The 15,416-nt window shown below is 70.7% G+C and carries 16 protein-coding genes; 9 read left to right on the top strand and 7 right to left on the bottom strand.

From position 1 onward, the window contains the following. The first annotated feature begins 206 nt into the window (after nt 1–206). Entirely contained in the window at nt 207–1,301 is a 1,095-nt protein-coding gene (locus ACFXBC_RS12495) for an IclR family transcriptional regulator (protein WP_385022430.1), read from the top strand. Here the strand turns inward: ACFXBC_RS12495 and hutC are convergent. Next, nucleotides 1,259–2,017, bottom strand: coding sequence for a histidine utilization repressor (gene hutC, locus ACFXBC_RS12490; RefSeq protein ID WP_385022557.1), 759 nt, complete (start codon nt 2,015–2,017; stop codon nt 1,259–1,261). The two genes, ACFXBC_RS12495 and hutC, sit on opposite strands and share 43 nt — an antisense overlap. Nucleotides 2,018–2,223: 206 nt before the next feature. On the opposite strand from hutC, the gene hutU reads away from it, so the two are divergent. Together hutU and hutG are read left to right on the top strand one after the other, a co-directional pair. Further along, nucleotides 2,224–3,906 carry a urocanate hydratase gene (gene hutU, locus ACFXBC_RS12485; RefSeq protein ID WP_385022427.1) on the top strand — a complete coding sequence of 561 codons (1,683 nt, stop codon included), beginning with the start codon at nt 2,224–2,226 and terminating at the stop codon, nt 3,904–3,906. Then, the gene (gene hutG, locus ACFXBC_RS12480) at nt 3,903–5,021 is read left to right on the top strand and encodes a formimidoylglutamase (protein ID WP_385022424.1); all 1,119 of its coding nucleotides are present in this window, start codon (nt 3,903–3,905) and stop codon (nt 5,019–5,021) included. The genes hutU and hutG overlap by 4 nt, the downstream gene beginning before the upstream one ends. A 91-nt stretch (nt 5,022–5,112) precedes the next feature. On the opposite strand, the gene ACFXBC_RS12475 is transcribed toward hutG, so the two are convergent. Next, complete coding sequence (locus tag ACFXBC_RS12475) at nt 5,113–5,700, bottom strand: XRE family transcriptional regulator (RefSeq protein ID WP_385022554.1); 588 nt, start codon at nt 5,698–5,700, stop codon at nt 5,113–5,115. Between the two features lie 167 nt (nt 5,701–5,867). Between ACFXBC_RS12475 and ACFXBC_RS12470 the strand changes: the two genes are divergently transcribed. The 3 genes from ACFXBC_RS12470 (at nt 5,868) to ACFXBC_RS12460 (ending at nt 7,833) form a co-directional block, all read left to right on the top strand. After that, the gene (locus tag ACFXBC_RS12470; protein WP_385022421.1) at nt 5,868–6,581 is read left to right on the top strand and encodes a class I SAM-dependent methyltransferase; all 714 of its coding nucleotides are present in this window, start codon (nt 5,868–5,870) and stop codon (nt 6,579–6,581) included. A gap of 9 nt (nt 6,582–6,590) precedes the next feature. Then, nucleotides 6,591–7,235, top strand: coding sequence for a TetR/AcrR family transcriptional regulator (locus ACFXBC_RS12465; protein WP_385022418.1), 645 nt, complete (start codon nt 6,591–6,593; stop codon nt 7,233–7,235). A gap of 130 nt (nt 7,236–7,365) precedes the next feature. Then, nucleotides 7,366–7,833: an SDR family NAD(P)-dependent oxidoreductase gene (locus tag ACFXBC_RS12460; RefSeq protein ID WP_385022415.1), complete on the top strand. Its 468-nt coding sequence runs from the start codon at nt 7,366–7,368 to the stop codon at nt 7,831–7,833. Between the two features lie 73 nt (nt 7,834–7,906). Here ACFXBC_RS12460 and ACFXBC_RS12455 read toward each other — a convergent pair whose 3' ends face one another. Genes ACFXBC_RS12455 through ACFXBC_RS12440 form a run of 4 tightly spaced genes read right to left on the bottom strand, consistent with a single transcriptional unit; the run spans nt 7,907 to nt 11,207 of the window. After that, a complete protein-coding gene (locus tag ACFXBC_RS12455; protein WP_385022412.1) occupies nt 7,907–8,497 on the bottom strand; it encodes a GNAT family N-acetyltransferase in 591 nt (196 codons plus the stop codon). Further along, the gene (locus ACFXBC_RS12450; protein ID WP_385022551.1) at nt 8,469–9,140 is read right to left on the bottom strand and encodes a lasso peptide biosynthesis B2 protein; all 672 of its coding nucleotides are present in this window, start codon (nt 9,138–9,140) and stop codon (nt 8,469–8,471) included. The genes ACFXBC_RS12455 and ACFXBC_RS12450 overlap by 29 nt, the downstream gene beginning before the upstream one ends. 55 nt (nt 9,141–9,195) lie before the next feature. Beyond that, complete coding sequence (locus ACFXBC_RS12445; protein WP_385022409.1) at nt 9,196–11,025, bottom strand: albusnodin/ikarugamycin family macrolactam cyclase; 1,830 nt, start codon at nt 11,023–11,025, stop codon at nt 9,196–9,198. Nucleotides 11,026–11,075: 50 nt separating this feature from the next. Beyond that, nucleotides 11,076–11,207 carry an albusnodin family lasso peptide gene (locus ACFXBC_RS12440; RefSeq protein ID WP_385022406.1) on the bottom strand — a complete coding sequence of 44 codons (132 nt, stop codon included), beginning with the start codon at nt 11,205–11,207 and terminating at the stop codon, nt 11,076–11,078. A 295-nt stretch (nt 11,208–11,502) separates the two neighbouring features. On the opposite strand from ACFXBC_RS12440, the gene ACFXBC_RS12435 reads away from it, so the two are divergent. Continuing rightward, nucleotides 11,503–12,771: a transcriptional regulator gene (locus ACFXBC_RS12435; protein ID WP_385022403.1), complete on the top strand. Its 1,269-nt coding sequence runs from the start codon at nt 11,503–11,505 to the stop codon at nt 12,769–12,771. A gap of 232 nt (nt 12,772–13,003) precedes the next feature. On the opposite strand, the gene ACFXBC_RS12430 is transcribed toward ACFXBC_RS12435, so the two are convergent. Continuing rightward, nucleotides 13,004–13,459, bottom strand: coding sequence for a winged helix-turn-helix transcriptional regulator (locus tag ACFXBC_RS12430; protein ID WP_385022548.1), 456 nt, complete (start codon nt 13,457–13,459; stop codon nt 13,004–13,006). Between the two features lie 134 nt (nt 13,460–13,593). On the opposite strand from ACFXBC_RS12430, the gene ACFXBC_RS12425 reads away from it, so the two are divergent. Both ACFXBC_RS12425 and ACFXBC_RS12420 read left to right on the top strand, forming a co-directional pair. Beyond that, nucleotides 13,594–14,481: an alpha/beta fold hydrolase gene (locus ACFXBC_RS12425; RefSeq protein ID WP_385022400.1), complete on the top strand. Its 888-nt coding sequence runs from the start codon at nt 13,594–13,596 to the stop codon at nt 14,479–14,481. Nucleotides 14,482–14,596: 115 nt separating this feature from the next. Next, a complete protein-coding gene (locus ACFXBC_RS12420; protein ID WP_385022397.1) occupies nt 14,597–15,388 on the top strand; it encodes a TIGR03084 family metal-binding protein in 792 nt (263 codons plus the stop codon). The last annotated feature ends 28 nt before the right edge of the window (nt 15,389–15,416 follow it).

Below are 15,416 nucleotides of genomic sequence, written 5' to 3'. Positions count from 1 at the left end.
ACGCTTGGGGGAGGGGAGGCCGGAGTGGGGACTCTCCGGAGCCGTGAGTGAAGCCGTGAGTGGAGCCGTGAGTGGAGCCCCTGAGTGAATCCCTGAGCGCCGCGCACCGCGGGGAGCACCCTGTATATTCCTGTATATACAGGTGATGTCAAGGGGTGATCCAGTGAGTGAACAGGGTGGGTGAGCAAGGTGGCTGAGCAAGGTGGGTGAGCAGAGTGAATGAGCAGGGCGCCGCACCGACCGGCCCGGTGTCGAGCACTTCGCCCGCGGTGGGCCGCGCGCTGGACATCCTGGTCCATCTGGCCGGGCGCTCGGGACCGGTGAAGACCGCCGCCATCGCCCGCGACCTGGGCATCCCGCGCTCCTCCGCGTACCACATCCTCGCGGTGCTCGCCGAGCGCGGATTCGTCACCTACCTCCCGGAGGAACAGGCGTACGGCCTCGGGATGGCCGCCTTCGAGATCGGCTCCGCCTATCTGCGCCACGAGCCCCTGGAGCGGCTCGCCCGCCCCGTGCTGCACACGCTCGCCGCCCGGCTCGGCCAGACCGTGCACCTCGGGATCCTGCACGGCGCCGAGACGGTCTATCTGCTCAAGGAACGCCCGTCCGCGGGGCGTTCGGGCGATGTGGAGGCCGGCCTCGTCACCGATATCGGCGTACGGCTGCCCGCCCATCTCACGGCCAACGGCCGCGCCATCCTCGCCCACTCCACCGAGGCGCAGGTACGGGCGCTCTTCTCACGCCCCGGCGACCTCATCACCCGTACGGGGAAGGGGCCGCGGTCACTGACGGAGCTGCTCGGTCTGCTGGCCCGGGACCGGGAACGCGGCTGGTCGGAGGAGACCGAGCTGGTCTCCCGGGGCTTCCGCTCGCTCGGGGTGGCGGCCTTCGACCACCACGGGCGCCCCGTCGCGGCGCTCAGCACCACCTGGCACACCCACCACAGCCCGCACGGCCCCGACGAGGTGCGCGACGCCCTCCAGCAGGGCGCGTCCCGGCTGACGTCCGCCGTATCCGGCCGGGCGCCCGCGGGGCAGACGGGCCAGGCGGGGCAGATGGGTCAGGTGGGTCGCACAGGCCAGACGCCCCGGACGGGGCAGGCGGGGCAGACGGGCCAGGCGGGGCAGACGGGTCAGGCAGGGCAGGTGGGTCGCACAGGCCAGACGCCCCAGACGGGTCCCACAGGCCAGACGGCCCAGAGGGGGCGCACACCCCAGACGGCCCAGACGGGTCAGGTGGCTCGCACAGGCCAGGCGGATCAGGCCGGTCCCTCCGGCTCGAAGGCGCCTTCCAGCCGATAGCGCGAGCCGGGATGCAGCAGGCGCGCGATGCTCACCAGGGCACCCCGCGACCAGGTACGACGGTGGACGAGCAGGCAGGGCTCAGACGCGGCGACGCCGAGCAGGGCGCACTCCTCGGCGTCGGGCAGCACCGCCTCCACGATGTGCTCCCCGCGGTCGAGCGGTGCGACAGCGGAGAGGAAGGCGAACGGAGTCCGCTCGGTGAAGTCCTGCTCCGCATACCCGGGCGCGAAGGCCGGGTTGACGTAGCGGTCCTCCAGCTGGATGACCACGCCGTTCTCGCTGTGCAGGACCCGGGAGCGGAAGACGGGTCGCCCGGCGGCGACCCCGAGTTCGGCGCCTGCCCTGCGGTCGGCGGGCTCGGCGCGGACCGACAGCACCCGGGCGCCGTAGCGGTGGCCCCGGCGGCGGACCTCCTCGGCGATGTTCTGCACCTCGACCAGGCCCGAACTCCCCTTGGCCAGGGCCACGAAGCTGCCCACGCCCATCACCCGGCGGATCAGCCCCTGCGCCGCAAGCTCCCGCAGTGCGCGGTTGACCGTCATCCGGGACAGTCCGAGCGAGGCGACGAACTGGCTCTCCGACGGCAGCGCGTCGCCCTCCCGCCAGCGCCCGCTGCGGATCTGCTCCGCCACCAGGTCCTTGATCCGCTGGTACGCCGGTGTGCCGGCGGCCGTGCGCTCCCCGTACAGCCGGGCCAGCCCCGCAGTGCTCACGGCCAAGCCGTCCGCCATCCCTGTCACCAGCCCGTCCGCCCCTTGTCCCCCGCCCGAAAACTATAGGCGAGCCCCCTTCACGGTCTCGGATCCGAGAAACCGGGGCGTAAGCACTGGCCCGGCTCCCGCCCGCCGCCTGTCATGGGAGAGCACGCCGGTACCGCACCACCGGCGCTCCCCACTCAGACCTCCCCCCAGGAGTCTCAATGACCAGCGTTTCCCCGGAGGCCCGCCCCCGGACCGTCCAGGCACCCCGCGGCACCGAACTGACCTGCCTCGGCTGGCAGCAGGAAGGCGCGCTGCGGATGCTCATGAACAACCTCGACCCCGAGGTCGCCGAGCACCCGGAGAACCTGGTCGTCTACGGCGGCACCGGCAAGGCCGCCCGTAACTGGCCCGCGTACGACGCCATCGTCCGCACCCTGAAGACGCTCAAGGACGACGAGACGCTGCTGGTGCAGTCGGGCAAGCCGGTCGGCGTCATGCGCACCAGCGAGTGGGCGCCGCGCGTGCTGATCGCCAACTCCAACCTGGTCGGCGACTGGGCCAACTGGGAGGAGTTCCGCTCCCTGGAGGCGCGCGGGCTGACCATGTACGGGCAGATGACGGCCGGTTCCTGGATCTACATCGGCAGCCAGGGCATTCTGCAGGGCACGTACGAGACGTTCGGCGCCGTCGCCCGCAAGAAGTTCGGCGGCACCCTGGCCGGGACGATCACCCTGACCGCCGGGCTCGGCGGCATGGGCGGCGCTCAGCCGCTCGCCGTGACGATGAACGACGGCGTCGCGATCTGCGTCGACGTCGACCCCACCCGTATCGAGCGCCGTATCGCCCACCGCTACCTCGACGTCGCGGCCGACGACATCGACCACGCGCTCCGCCTCGCCACCGAGGCCCGCGACGCCCGCAAGCCGCTCTCCATCGGCCTGGCGGGCAACGCCGCCGACGTCTTCCCCGAGCTGCTCAGGCGGGGCGCGCCCCTCGACATCGTCACCGATCAGACCTCCGCGCACGACCCGCTGGCCTACCTGCCCGCCGGCGTGAGCCTGGCGGAGTGGCACGAGCTGGCGGCCAAGGACCCGGCCGACTTCACCGAGCGCTCCCGCGCCTCCATGGCCCGGCACGTCGAGGCCATGGTCGGCTTCCTGGACGCGGGCGCCGAGGTCTTCGACTACGGCAACTCCATCCGCGACGAGGCCCGCAAGGCGGGTTACGCCCGCGCCTTCGACTTCCCCGGCTTCGTCCCGGCGCACATCCGCCCGCTGTTCGAGGAAGGCCTCGGCCCGTTCCGCTGGGCCGCGCTCTCCGGCGACCCCGAGGACATCGCGGCCACCGACAAGGCCATCATGGAGCTGTTCCCGGAGAACGAGCACCTGCACCGCTGGCTCAAGATGGCCGGGGAGCGCGTCTCCTTCGAGGGCCTGCCCGCCCGTATCTGCTGGCTCGGCTACGGCGAGCGCCACCGCGCCGGACTGCGGTTCAACGAGATGGTCGCATCCGGCGAGCTGTCCGCCCCGGTCGCCATCGGCCGCGACCACCTCGACTCCGGCTCCGTCGCCTCGCCGTACCGCGAGACCGAGTCGATGCTCGACGGCTCCGACGCCATCGCCGACTGGCCGCTGCTCAACGCCCTGGTGAACACCTCGTCCGGTGCGTCCTGGGTCTCCATCCACCACGGTGGGGGCGTCGGCATGGGCCGCTCCATCCACGCCGGCCAGGTCTGCATCGCCGACGGCACCGAACTCGCCGCCCAGAAGCTCTCCCGGGTGCTGACCAACGACCCCGGCATGGGTGTCATCCGTCATGTGGACGCCGGCTACGACCACGCCGCGTCCGTGGCGCGCGACCGTGGCGTACGCATTCCGATGACCGAGGAGGACGGCCGGTGACGGCGACCCGGACACCGCGGTCGGTCCAGACACCGCCGACGGCCCCGACACCGCAGTCGGTCCGGACACCTGCGTCGCCCCGGACACCGCAGTCGACGTCGGTCCTGATGCCGCCGTCGGCCGTGGACGTGGCCCCCGCACCCTGGACGGGCCGTGACGACGGGCCCGGGGACGACAACCTGCGCTGGCACCATGTGGTCGGCCTCGGTGCCGGCCACGCGGAACCGGGCGACGTGGCGTTCGTCGGTTTCCGCAGCGACGAGGGCGTCCGCCGGAACAAGGGCCGCCAGGGGGCGGCGGAAGGACCGGCCGAACTGCGCGCCGCCCTCGGGCCCATGGCGCTTCCGAGGCCGCTGCGCGCGCTGGACATCGGTGACATCGAAGTGGCCGACGGTCACCTCGAAGAGGGGCAGCACCGCCTGGGCCAGGTGATCACCCCGCTCGTCGACGGCGGCCACCCGGTGGTGGTGCTCGGCGGCGGCCACGAGGTGGCGTACGGCAGTTACATCGGGCTGGCCGGTACCCGCGCGGTGCGTGAGGGCGGCCGTCTCGGCGTACTGAACCTCGATGCCCACTTCGACCTGCGCGACGACGTACAGCCCAGCTCCGGCACACCGTTCCTGCAGATGGCACACGCCGAGCAGCAGCGCGGTGCGGAGCTGAACTACTGGGTGCTCGGCGTGAGTCAGCCGAGCAACACCGAGCGGCTGTTCCGCACCGCCGACCGGCTCGGCGTGCGGTACCTGCCGGACACCCACTGCCGGATGTTCGACCTGCCGCGCGTGGACGCGTTCGTCGACGCGTTCCTGGCGAGTTGCGACATCGTCCATCTCAGCATCGACCTCGATGTGCTTCCGGCCGGTGCGGCTCCCGGGGTCAGCGCCCCGGCCGCCTACGGCGTACAGATGGAGATCATCGAGCATGTCTGCGCCCGCGTGGCAGCCGGCGGGGCTCCCCTGCTGGTCGATGTCGCCGAACTGAACCCGGGCCTCGACGCCGACCGCCGCACCGCACGGGCGGGCGCCCGGCTGATCCACCGCATCCTGACGGCGGACAGGACGACGGGCAGTACGTCGGACAGCACGCAGGACAGGAGGCTGTGGCAGGGGCGGTGAGGCCGTGGCGGGTCCGGCGGTGAGGCCGTGGCAGGTCCGGCGGTGAGGCCGTGGCAGGTTCGGCGGTGAGGCCGCGGCAGGTCCGGCGGTGTCAGCCGGTGCGGGCCTTGAGGTGGGCCCGCTCGCCCTGGTGCCCGAAGAGTACGAGCAGTTCCACCGTCCGGTCGTCGTCCGAGCCGAGCCAGTGCGGTACATGGGTGTCGAACTCGGCCGCCTCACCGGCCTTCAGGGCCAGACGCTGCTCGCCCAGGATCAGCCGCAGCCGTCCGGCGAGCACATAGACCCATTCGAACCCCGCGTGCGTTTTCAGCTCGGGCTCGACACCGGGCCGGGGCGGGATGAGCAGCTTGTGGGCCTGCACACCGCCGGGACGGCTGAGCGGTACGTACGTCATGCCGTCCCGGGTGACCGGCTGGACATGGATGCGCGGATCGCCGGTGCGCGGCGCCCCGACCAGTTCGTCGAGAGGGACCGCGTAGATCTCCGCGAGCGGCAGCAACAGCTCCAGGGTCGGTCTGCGGTCACCGCATTCGAGACGGGAGAGGGTGCTCCCGTTGATCCCGGTCCGCTCGGCCAGCTCGGCCAGCGTCAGGCCGCGCCTGCGCCGCAACTCCCGCAGCCGCGGCCCGACCGCGTCCAGCACGTCCTTCTTCGCGGTGCCCGCGCCCCTGGCGCTCATGCCTTTGGCGTCCGTGCCCTTGGCGCCTGTGCCCTTTGCGTCCGCGCCCTTGGTGCCCATGTCTCCAAGATGCCGAAACGGCATGAACCTTTGCAACTCCGCCGGTGGACGGCGCACTGTCCTCACCACAGGCCGCGCAGCCCACCCCCAGCAGAGAGGCCGTGCCCATGAACAGCGCCGCAGACCGCAGCACCCCGGAGAGCGCCACCACGCCCACCACCACCGACTCCACATCCTTCTGGGAGCGCCACTATGCCGGTCTTCCGCCGCAATGGGGCACCAGGCCCAACGCGGTCCTGGCCGAACTCGTCCCCGCCCTGGCCCCCGCTCCGAAGACCGCCCTGGACCTGGGCTGCGGGCACGGCGGCGACGCGCTCTGGCTCGCCGCACGCGGGTGGGACGTCACCGCGGTCGACGTCTCCGCCACGGCCCTGGGCCGGGTCGCCGCCGGGGCCGAGGCCGCCGGTGTGGCCGACCGGGTCCACCCCGACCGGCACGACCTGGCCAGGACGTTCCCCGACGGCTCCTTCGACCTGGTCAGTGCCAGTTACTTCCACACCCCGGTCGAGATCCCCCGCGATGAGGTGCTGCGCCGTGCCGCCCGTGCGGTGGCGCCGGGCGGTCTGCTGATCGTGGTGGAGCACGCTTCGGTGGCCCCATGGTCCTGGCGGGCCGGTGAGGACGTGCAATTCCCCTCGCCCGCCGAGGTGTTGGCCTCCCTGCGACTCGATGACGGCTGGCACACCGAGCGGTGCCACGCGCCCCGGCGGACCGCCACCGGGCCTGACGGCCGGACCGCGACGGTCACCGACAACGTCATCGCCGTACGGCGCACGGCGGACAGCGCACGGGAGGTCCGGGGGCCCGGCGCTCCGGCCTAGGGTGACGGTATGGCGAGAGTCCGGTTGAGCGTGGAGGAGCGGCGCGAGGAGCTGCTGCGCGCAGCCGTCGAGCAGATCGAGGCGCGGGGGGTGCCCGCAGTGCGGATCGCCGATGTGGCCGCGGCTCTCGGGGTGAGCAACGCGCTGGTGCTCTACCACTTCTCGACCAAGGAGAGGCTCGTCGCGGCCGCGTTCCACCATGCCGCCGAGGCCGACCTCGCCCAGCTCCGTGGAGTGCTCGGGCGCCGCACCACCGCCGTACAGCGGCTGCGCGCGGCGGTCCGCTGGTACGCGCCGACCGGACAGGCCAAGGGCTGGCGGCTGTGGATCGAGGGCTGGTCGGCGGCGCTGCGGGACCCGGCGCTGCGGGAGGTGACCCGCGGGCTCGACCAGCAGTGGAAGGCCGCGCTGGCCGAGGTCGTCGCGGAGGGCGTCGAGCGGGGCGAGTTCTCCTGCGCGGACCCGGCAGCGGCGGCGTGGCGGCTGACCGCGCTGCTCGACGGGCTCGCGGTGCAGATGACCTCGTACACCGGCTCGCTCACCCGCGCCACGATGCTGGAGTGGACGGACGACGCCCTGGCACGCGAACTCGGGGTCGACCGTGCGGCGATCACCGGAGTGGGCGCGAAGACGGCATCGGACAGCTGTTCCTAGGTAGATCCTTCCCTGGATGACCGCCCCGGACGCGCCGAGCATGGGAAGCACGACCCCCACCCGCCAGGGACGACGCACGGTTCGCCGCCTCCATCCCTCGTCCTTCCTGCCAAGGAGTACGCATGACCACATGTTTCCTCACCGGCGCTTCGCTCTCGGTTTCGGCCGGGAGATCGCCCGCCAGGCCCTCGACCGCGGGTACAACGTCGTCGCCACCGCCCGTGAGCCCGAAACCGTCTCCTCGGCACTGCCCGGGTACGAGGGCCGCCTGCTCCCGCTCGCCCTCGACGTCACCGACGAGGCCCAGGCCCGTACGGCGGTGTCCGTCGCCGTCGACACCTTCGGCACGATCGACGTCCTGGTCAACAACGCGGGACGGGGTCTGCTGGGTGCGGTGGAGGAGGCTACGGACGCCGCCGTCCGTGCGGTGTACGACACCAACGTCTTCGGTCTGCTCAACGTCAGCCGCGCGGTGCTTCCGGTGATGCGCGGCCAGCGGTCCGGGCGGGTGCTCAGCCTCAGCTCGCTGGGCGGCTTCAGCAGCTCGGCGGGGTTCGGGATCTACTGCTCGACCAAGTTCGGAGCCGCACCCGAGTAGGGGCCATCAGCCCGTGGGACGGGTACTTTGTGGGCCTGGCCCGTGACGCGTACAAACCCGGACGGGGCAACCTCTAGCTGCGCACCATGCACGTCACGACTGAAGGGCCCTCGAAGTCTCCCGCGGTGGCATCCATGATGACTTCGTCGCACGTCTGCCCGAGCCAGTACCCGGCTTCACGGAGAGCGCCGACTGTGCGGAATCCCGCCTTCTCGTAGGCACGGATGCCTGCCTTGTTCGGGGCGAGGACCTTGAGCCAGACCATGCGCAAGTTGGTGATGTGGAAGGCGTAGTCGAGGGTCAGTCGGGTGGCCAGGGCTCCGAGCCCTCGTCCACGGGCTTCGGCGGCGAGCATGACGACGTACTCGGCGGTGCGGACAGCGTGGTCCGGCAGAAGGCTGGCGACCCCCACCGGGGTGGGTTCACCCTTGTCCAGTTGGTAGATGGTGAAGCGGATGTTCTCGCCCCGGAGTTGGTGTGCCATGCCTTCCGTGCGTGCTTCGAGGGATTCGGGTGCTTGGCGGCCATAGCCGACGAGGAGAGCGGGGTCCTGCTCCCAGCGCCAGTAGGTTTCGACGAGGTCGGCGCGGTAGGGGCCGAGAGCGCAGGTGTCGGTGCCGATCCAGAGGATCGGGTCAGGGCAGGTGCTGATGGCGGCCTCCAATGGTGAGTGTGGGCGTATAGGCGAGCGTCGACGGCGGCTCGGCGACAGGGGCTCCATCGCCAGTCTGCACCCAGGCGTGAAGCCTGATGGGGTCCGGTGCGACACCGTGGCACCAGGTGGCGGACAGACGCCGAGAGGCGAGCAGGAGCACGGAGGCGGCGGACTCCTCCAGACAAGCGGTTCTTGCCGGTGAGTACCAGCCGACCCGGCGGACGGCGAGTACGGCGGCCTCTGCCTGCTCGGGGGTGGCGGGGCGGCGGCAGATTGACAACGCACTCCGGATCATGGTCGTGATGCGGTACATGGCGGCGCTGCGGCTGCCGAGTCGAGTTGTCGCGAGGACCACGGCCAGAGCGGCCGCAGCTGCGGCCGCAGTGGAGGTGCGGGTGGCGGCGGGTCGAGCCGCTCCGGCGGGGTGTTCCGCACTTCCCCAGCTCGCGGTGGCGGACTTCGCGATCAGGGGCGCTGACCACGGTGTGGGTGAAGTGGTCGGGGTAAGAAGACCGGCGGTGAGTAGGCGGGTGGCGAGTCCCGGGGGTATGCGGTCCAGGCGCCCAGTGGCAGCAGCGTCGCGCCATAGTCCTGCTCCGGCGGGCGGGAGACATAGGACTTGGCCATTGCGGTAGTGGACGAGGACGACCACGTGCCGGAAATCGAGGGCTCGGACCTGGGCTGGGGCGGTGGCAAAGCGGGGCAGCTCAATCACGTGTGCTCCTGACGTGCCCAATCGTCCAGGCAGGTGGGGCGTCGCGGTGGTGGGCGACCAGCCATGCCTCGGCGGCCAGAGCTTGTTCAAGGGTCGCCAGCGGCATGGGGATGCCCGTGGCAGCCCCGTACAGGGCGCGGCCCAGGGAGATCGGGTCGATCAGGCCGAGACTGGCCAAGTAGCCGTCGGCGAGGGCAAGGAGGTCGGGCAGGTTGGCGCGCAAGCCGGCGTAGTGGTCAGCATCGAAGCTGCCCTTGGTGGTGCGGGCGGCTACGGCTGGTGGGAGAAGGCCTGCCATCGCCCCGCTCAGCAGCGGCTTGTAGGCATGAAGTGGTGGCCGTTGGGCGAGTGGTGTTCGGAGCACGGTGTCCATCACCGTGGAGTCCAGGAAAGGGTTTTGCAGATCGATTCCGCAGGAGGCGGCAAGCTCGGCGTCTGCTGCTGCCGTACGGGCGACTTCACGGATCTCGTCCACCAGGACTCGCACGGAGCTGTCTGTACCGGGCAGCGTGTCCGGTGCACTGACCGCCTCGCGTGCCGCTTGGCCCAGCAGGCGCTGAGCTTTCGGTTCGGCCCAGGCGGGGAATGGAAGAAGGGGGAACCAGCGGACGCACCCGTGGTCGTATCGGTCACGTGTGCCGACCACGTCGGCGAGATGAACAAGGGCGTCTCGGCGGCTGGTCCTGGCGGCCCGAGAGGCATCGCGCAGAAGCGGCAGGACCGTGCCGTGTCGCAGGCGAGCCCAGTCGAAGGCCTCGCCGACTGCTTGCCTCCAGCGGCGGTCGCGTATGAGGTCGGCGAGGTGAATGGGTGGCTGGAACAGAACGCTGTCGCCGCCGTCGCCCGTGAGGTGTGTATGACTGCCGAGGTTCGTCCGCACCCAGCGGAGCTGGCCGGTCAGACGGGCCTGAGTGAGAACGGAGGGGGCCGGTTCATCGGTGGCTGTCACCGCGGTGATCCGGGTGTACGGCAGGTGTCGCGCTGTCATCGGCAACAGGTGATGGGCGATGCGGTCTCCATGCGCATCGGCTGTCATACGCGCGTAGTGCACATCCGCACCGGAGGTGTCGTCCTCGGGATGGACAGTGACGGCATTGAGACGCCCGGAGCGGGGCGATGCGTACGCTGCAAGTACGGCGATCGAGGTCGAGTCCAACCCTCCGGACAGGTCGCACGACAGGTCGGGGGCGGCTGTCACTCGTAGCGCCACGGACTCGGTCAGTGCACTACGCAGACGGTGGGTAGGCAGCCCGGCAGCGTCGACCCCGGGGTGCCACAAGGTTGTACACCTGGGGCTGCCGCCATTGGCCGGCAACTCGACTCGGCTGCCGGGCGGCAGCTGCTCGACTTTCGCGAAGAAGGTCCTTCTGCCGGCCAGAGCGGGTACCGATGGCAGCAAGACCGAGCACACCAGCCGCTGGGCGTCCACGGGGGCATCGATGAGTGACGCCAGTGCCCGGGCCGACGTGCACCATGCCCAACCACCCTGGTGGGCAGCGGCGTAGACGGGGCGACTGGCGGCCGGGTCCGCATGTACGGCCACACCGGTCTCGGTTTCTTCCACGACCGTGTAGGAGCCGGGCCATCGCCATCCCACGTCATCCGGCAGCCTGCGACCGGCCAGACACTGAATTTCGGAGCTGGTGGCACCACAGAGCCCGAGGACGAGTACATGACGGCGACCGGTCTCGTCCGTCGCCGAACGGGCTGGACCGCCCAGCTGCCACGTTCGGGACCGAGCTGCGACGGGGTTTGCTCCGCTCAGCCGGGGGTGGGGCTTGTGCGGGCTGCTGAAGCCTCCGAAGATCACCGGTTCCTCCATGGTCCGGGGCGTGGTGCGGCCCCGTGGTGAGGCCGCACCAGGCTGGTTGGTCAGTTGTAGGCGCGACGCTTGTCCTCGCTGCTGCCGCCACCCTGTCCCTGGGTCAGCTCGGCCACGTCACCGATCTCGATGGGCATCAGGTCGTTCGCTTCGTCCTGGGTCGTGTTCTGTCGGTCGGGCATGGTGACTCTCTTTCTCTGGGTGAAACGCACTAGGTGTGTTGCTCTCTGCCGACTCCGCTGCCGGTCCCGGGCTGGACTGCTCCCACTGCGAGGCCTTCGGCGAACTTCGGAACCGGGGTTGAGGCGTAGCGAGCTGGGAGGCGGGGGATCCCTTTTCTGTCCGTGGTTCGGCTGAAGCCCAGTCAACTCATCTACGTGAGGGCGGTCCGGTGCCATCGAGGGGTGCGTTTTCGCGTGGGGGCCATTTTGGGGGGCCAGGAATGGGCTCGGGACTGTCGGACGCTTGGGGGTGGGCATGGAACCGCACGGCATCGGCGCCATGCTGAGAGGGATCCGCGAATCATTCGGGCTCACACGTGATGAGCAGGCCCTGGCGATACAGGAAGCCCAGGGCGGCCGGTGGTTCGATCCGGAGAACCTGAAGCGCTGGGAGACCGAGCGCCGTCTGCCGACACCGGTGTGGCACGAGCTGCTGGCAGAGGTCTACGGGCCCTCCGTGGAGGAGATTGTTCGTGCGGTGGCGGTGAGTAGGCGCTACCGAAGGCTGCAGAGCCGAGCCGTTGATGAAGGAGAGGAGGCTGCGACCGTGAAACGGCGGCAGTTTCTCGGTGTGGCAGCGGGCGCGACCGGGGCGATCGCCTTGCCAGGTATCGCTGAGGCGCGACTGGGAATCAATGCCAGCCTCTTCGATTCCGATACCGGCGACCTCGGCTATCTGCAAGGAGCGTTCGAGCGGCATCGAGGCGGCTATCGCGGTCGTCCGCCAGACGTCGTCCTCGCTCAGATGAAGGACGACCTCAACCTTCTGCGGGACGCCCTCAGCCGTCCGCACCGGGCATCTGCTCGGGCGGATCTCGCCCGTACGGCGGCTGGGATCACCGGCTTGGTCGCGATCATCCAACACGACCGTGGTGACCAGCGTGATGCGCACGGCTGGTTCTCCACTGCCGAGCAGGCCGCCCGAGAGTCGGGCGACCGGCAGATGCTGGCCTGGAGCCTGGCACGGCACGCGATGGTCCCGCTCAATTACGGCGCTCCGAACGCGGCCGCAGAACTGGCCACCCAGGCCCGTGCCGAGGCCGGCCGTACGGCAACAGCCCCTGCTGCGCTTGCCGCTGCGGTCACCGCACGAGCCCTTGCCTCCATGGGAGACCACAAGGGGGCCCTGCGCGCGGTCGCTGACGCGCGCTCCGTCGCCGAGCGGTTGGACAGGACCCAAGGCGCCGACACCTGGTTCGGCTACCCCCTCCAGAAGCATCACGTCCACCTCTCCCAGGCATTCACCTTGATGGGACGGACCCGCGAAGCGAACGCCGAACAAGAAGCCGCATTTTCGCTGACCGGTTCCCCTTCGGTCATGACCCGCGCGCTGCTGGCTCTGGACGCCGCTACTTGCCTTCAGGTGAACGGGGACTTCTCTGCGGCCGCAGATGCGGCTGTCGATGTCTGGCAACGGCTGCCCCGGGCATACCGAGAGGGCTTGGTCCGCTCCCGTGCTGATGCTCTGCATCATTCGCTCGTGGGCCAGGCCCGCAGCAGACTTGGGGAGGCACTCGCCAGTTGAACGCGCGTGGTGCGGGGGAGCGGACGGAGAAGGGCCGCTGTGACGGAACCGGGTGACTACCTGCGGCCGTGCCGCGCACGGATGAGCGCGGTGGAGGCCGGGTGGCTTCGTTCACTTCGAACGGTTCTGGCTCAACATCCGTGACGCGGCACTATGCGTAGTCTCTGCAACTGCCGATCATGAATCCCACGCGGCCGCCCCCAGGGAACAGCCGGGACCGTAGCTGTTCCCGTCACGTCTGCCGGGCATCGGCGAGCCGGTTGCTGCGGTCGATCTCCGGCATGTGTGTCTCGGCCCAGGCCCTCAGTGCGGAGAGCGGACCTTCGAGGGAGAGGCCGAGACCGGTCAGCCGGTAGTGGACGGCGGGCGGCACGGTGGGTTCCACGCGGCGTGCGACCAGGCCGTCCCGTGCGAGGCCCTGCAAGGTGACGGACAGCATCTTCTGGGAGATCCCCGGAACGCGACGTCGCAGCTCTGCGAAACGGAGTTCCCCGGGGTCGGTCTCGGCCAGCACCTTGACCACCATCGAGGTCCACTTGGTGCCGATACGGTCGAGCAACTGGCGGGTCGGGCAGTCCGGATCCAGCAGATCGCCGCGCTCCCCGGGCCGCCGACCGCGCTCCCCGGGCCGCCGACCGGGCTCTTCGGAACCCGGCTCATCGGAACCGGGCTCATCGGTCCTGGGCATGGTCACCCGGAGCTCACCACCTGAGGAGAAAGTGCCGTCTTGGGCGGACCAGGGTAGTTCCCTATCGTGACCCTGTCACCATTCCTCACCACCCCTCTCCTTTTCACCCCTCCTTCACCCCCTGGAACTGCCTCATGCCCGAACTGCCGGAACTGCCGGAACTGCCGGAACTGCCCGAACGGCGGCGCATCCCTGTCAACGGCGTCGAGCTGAACGTCGCCCTCGCCGGATCAGGCCCGGCCGTCCTGCTCCTCCACGGCTTCCCGCACACCTGGGAGCTGTGGACGGAGATCATGGCCGACCTGTCCGACCGCTACCGCGTCATCGCGCCCGACCTGCGGGGTTTCGGCGCGAGTGGCGGGACCGCCTCCGGATACGACGCGGGCACCCTGGTCGAGGACGCCGCCGCGCTGCTCACCGCGCTCGGTGTGTCATCGGCTGCGGTGGTGGGCATCGACGCTGGCACCCCGCCGGCCTTCCTCCTCGCCCTGCGCCGCCCCGGTCTCGTGCGGCGGCTGGTCGTCATGGAGTCGCTGCTGGGCCGGCTGTCCGGCGCCGAGGACTTCCTCGCCGGGGGTCCGCCCTGGTGGTTCGGTTTCCACGCCGCCGCGCCCGGACTCGCCGAGACCGTCCTGGAGGGCCACGAGGCCGAATACGTCGACTGGTTCCTGAACACCGGGACGCTCGGTGACGGGGTGGTCCCCGCCGTCCGGGACGCGTTTGTCCGCGCGTACACGGGCAGGGAGGCGCTGGGGCGGGCGTTCTCGTACTACCGGGCCCTGCCCGAAAGTGCCCTCCAGATCGAGCAGGCGACCGCCTCCGCCCGACTGACCGTGCCGACGATGGCGCTGGGCGCCCACCCCGTCGGCCCTGCCCTGGAACGTCAACTCCGCCCGGTCGCCGACGATCTCACCGGACACGTCATCGAGGACTGCGGCCACATCATTCCCCTGCACCGGCCGCAGGCCCTGCTCGCGCTGTTGCGTCCGTTCCTGGCCGGTGAGGGTGCGGGTGCGGAGTGATCAGGATCGTCCTGCCCGTGCCGACGCTTCGTAAAAATAATGCAAGCACGCTTGCTTGTTTTTCGGGCCGCTGCCATGCTCCCGGACACGAAGCCGTGCCCGGAGGGAGCGTTCCGTGTCCGATGCAGGTGCCGTGCTGGATGATCTGGTCGACGAGAGCGCCGAACTGGATCTCCTGGTAGGGGAGTTGGACCGTACGCGGTGGGCGCTCGCCACCCCCGCGCCCCGGTGGACCGTCGCCCACCAGATCGCGCATCTGGCCTGGACCGACCGGGCGGCGCTGCTCGCGGTGACCGAGCCCGACAGCTTCGGCCTGGAGGTCGAGAAGGCGCTCGCCGCCCCCGGGACCTTTGTGGACGACGGTGCGGAGGAGGGCGCGGCGCTCGACCCCGGTGTGCTGCTCGCCCGGTGGCGCGACGGCCGCGAACGGCTTCAGCGGGCGTTGCGGGCTTCCCCGGCCGGTGCGCGCTTCCCCTGGTACGGCCCGCCGATGAGCACCGCGTCCATGGCCACCGGCCGGCTGATGGAGACCTGGGCGCACGGCCAGGACGTGGCGGACGCGCTCGGGGTGCGCCGGGCACCCACCGCACGGCTCCGGCATGTGGCACGGATCGGCGTGCGGGCCCGGGACTTCGCCTTCGGGGCACACGGACTCGACGCGCCGGGTGCGGAGTTCAGGGTCGAGCTGACGGCACCGGGCGGGGAGCTCTGGGTGTACGGGCCCGACGGCGCCCAGCAGCGCGTGACCGGGCCCGCGCTCGACTTCTGTCTGCTCGTCACCCAGCGCGCCCACCGCGACGATCTGGCGCTGCGGGCGACGGGCGCCGACGCCGACCGGTGGCTGGGGATCGCGCAGGCGTTCGCCGGGCCACCCGGAGCCGGACGCGCGCCCAGGGGCGCGGTGTGATGCCCTCGCGGGACGGAGGCGCGCCGGG

The sequence above is a fragment of the Streptomyces sp. NPDC059398 genome (assembly GCF_042751845.1).
GTDB lineage: Bacteria > Actinomycetota > Actinomycetes > Streptomycetales > Streptomycetaceae > Streptomyces.
Note: the sequence above shows the minus strand (reverse complement) of the source record. Positions and strands in the feature narration are given on the sequence as shown.

Excerpts from the sequence above, each read along its gene's own strand:
- hutU (WP_385022427.1), top strand. The coding sequence starts at position 2,224 with ATGACCAGCGTTTCCCCGGAGGCCCGCCCCCGGACCGTCCAGGCACCC.
- ACFXBC_RS12475 (WP_385022554.1), bottom strand. The coding sequence starts at position 5,700 with ATGAGCGCCAGGGGCGCGGGCACCGCGAAGAAGGACGTGCTGGACGCG.
- ACFXBC_RS12470 (WP_385022421.1), top strand. The coding sequence starts at position 5,868 with ATGAACAGCGCCGCAGACCGCAGCACCCCGGAGAGCGCCACCACGCCC.
- ACFXBC_RS12465 (WP_385022418.1), top strand. The coding sequence starts at position 6,591 with ATGGCGAGAGTCCGGTTGAGCGTGGAGGAGCGGCGCGAGGAGCTGCTG.
- ACFXBC_RS12460 (WP_385022415.1), top strand. The coding sequence starts at position 7,366 with ATGTTTCCTCACCGGCGCTTCGCTCTCGGTTTCGGCCGGGAGATCGCC.
- ACFXBC_RS12445 (WP_385022409.1), bottom strand. The coding sequence starts at position 11,025 with ATGGAGGAACCGGTGATCTTCGGAGGCTTCAGCAGCCCGCACAAGCCC.
- ACFXBC_RS12440 (WP_385022406.1), bottom strand. The coding sequence starts at position 11,207 with ATGCCCGACCGACAGAACACGACCCAGGACGAAGCGAACGACCTGATG.
- ACFXBC_RS12435 (WP_385022403.1), top strand. The coding sequence starts at position 11,503 with ATGGAACCGCACGGCATCGGCGCCATGCTGAGAGGGATCCGCGAATCA.
- ACFXBC_RS12430 (WP_385022548.1), bottom strand. The coding sequence starts at position 13,459 with ATGCCCAGGACCGATGAGCCCGGTTCCGATGAGCCGGGTTCCGAAGAG.
- ACFXBC_RS12425 (WP_385022400.1), top strand. The coding sequence starts at position 13,594 with ATGCCCGAACTGCCGGAACTGCCGGAACTGCCGGAACTGCCCGAACGG.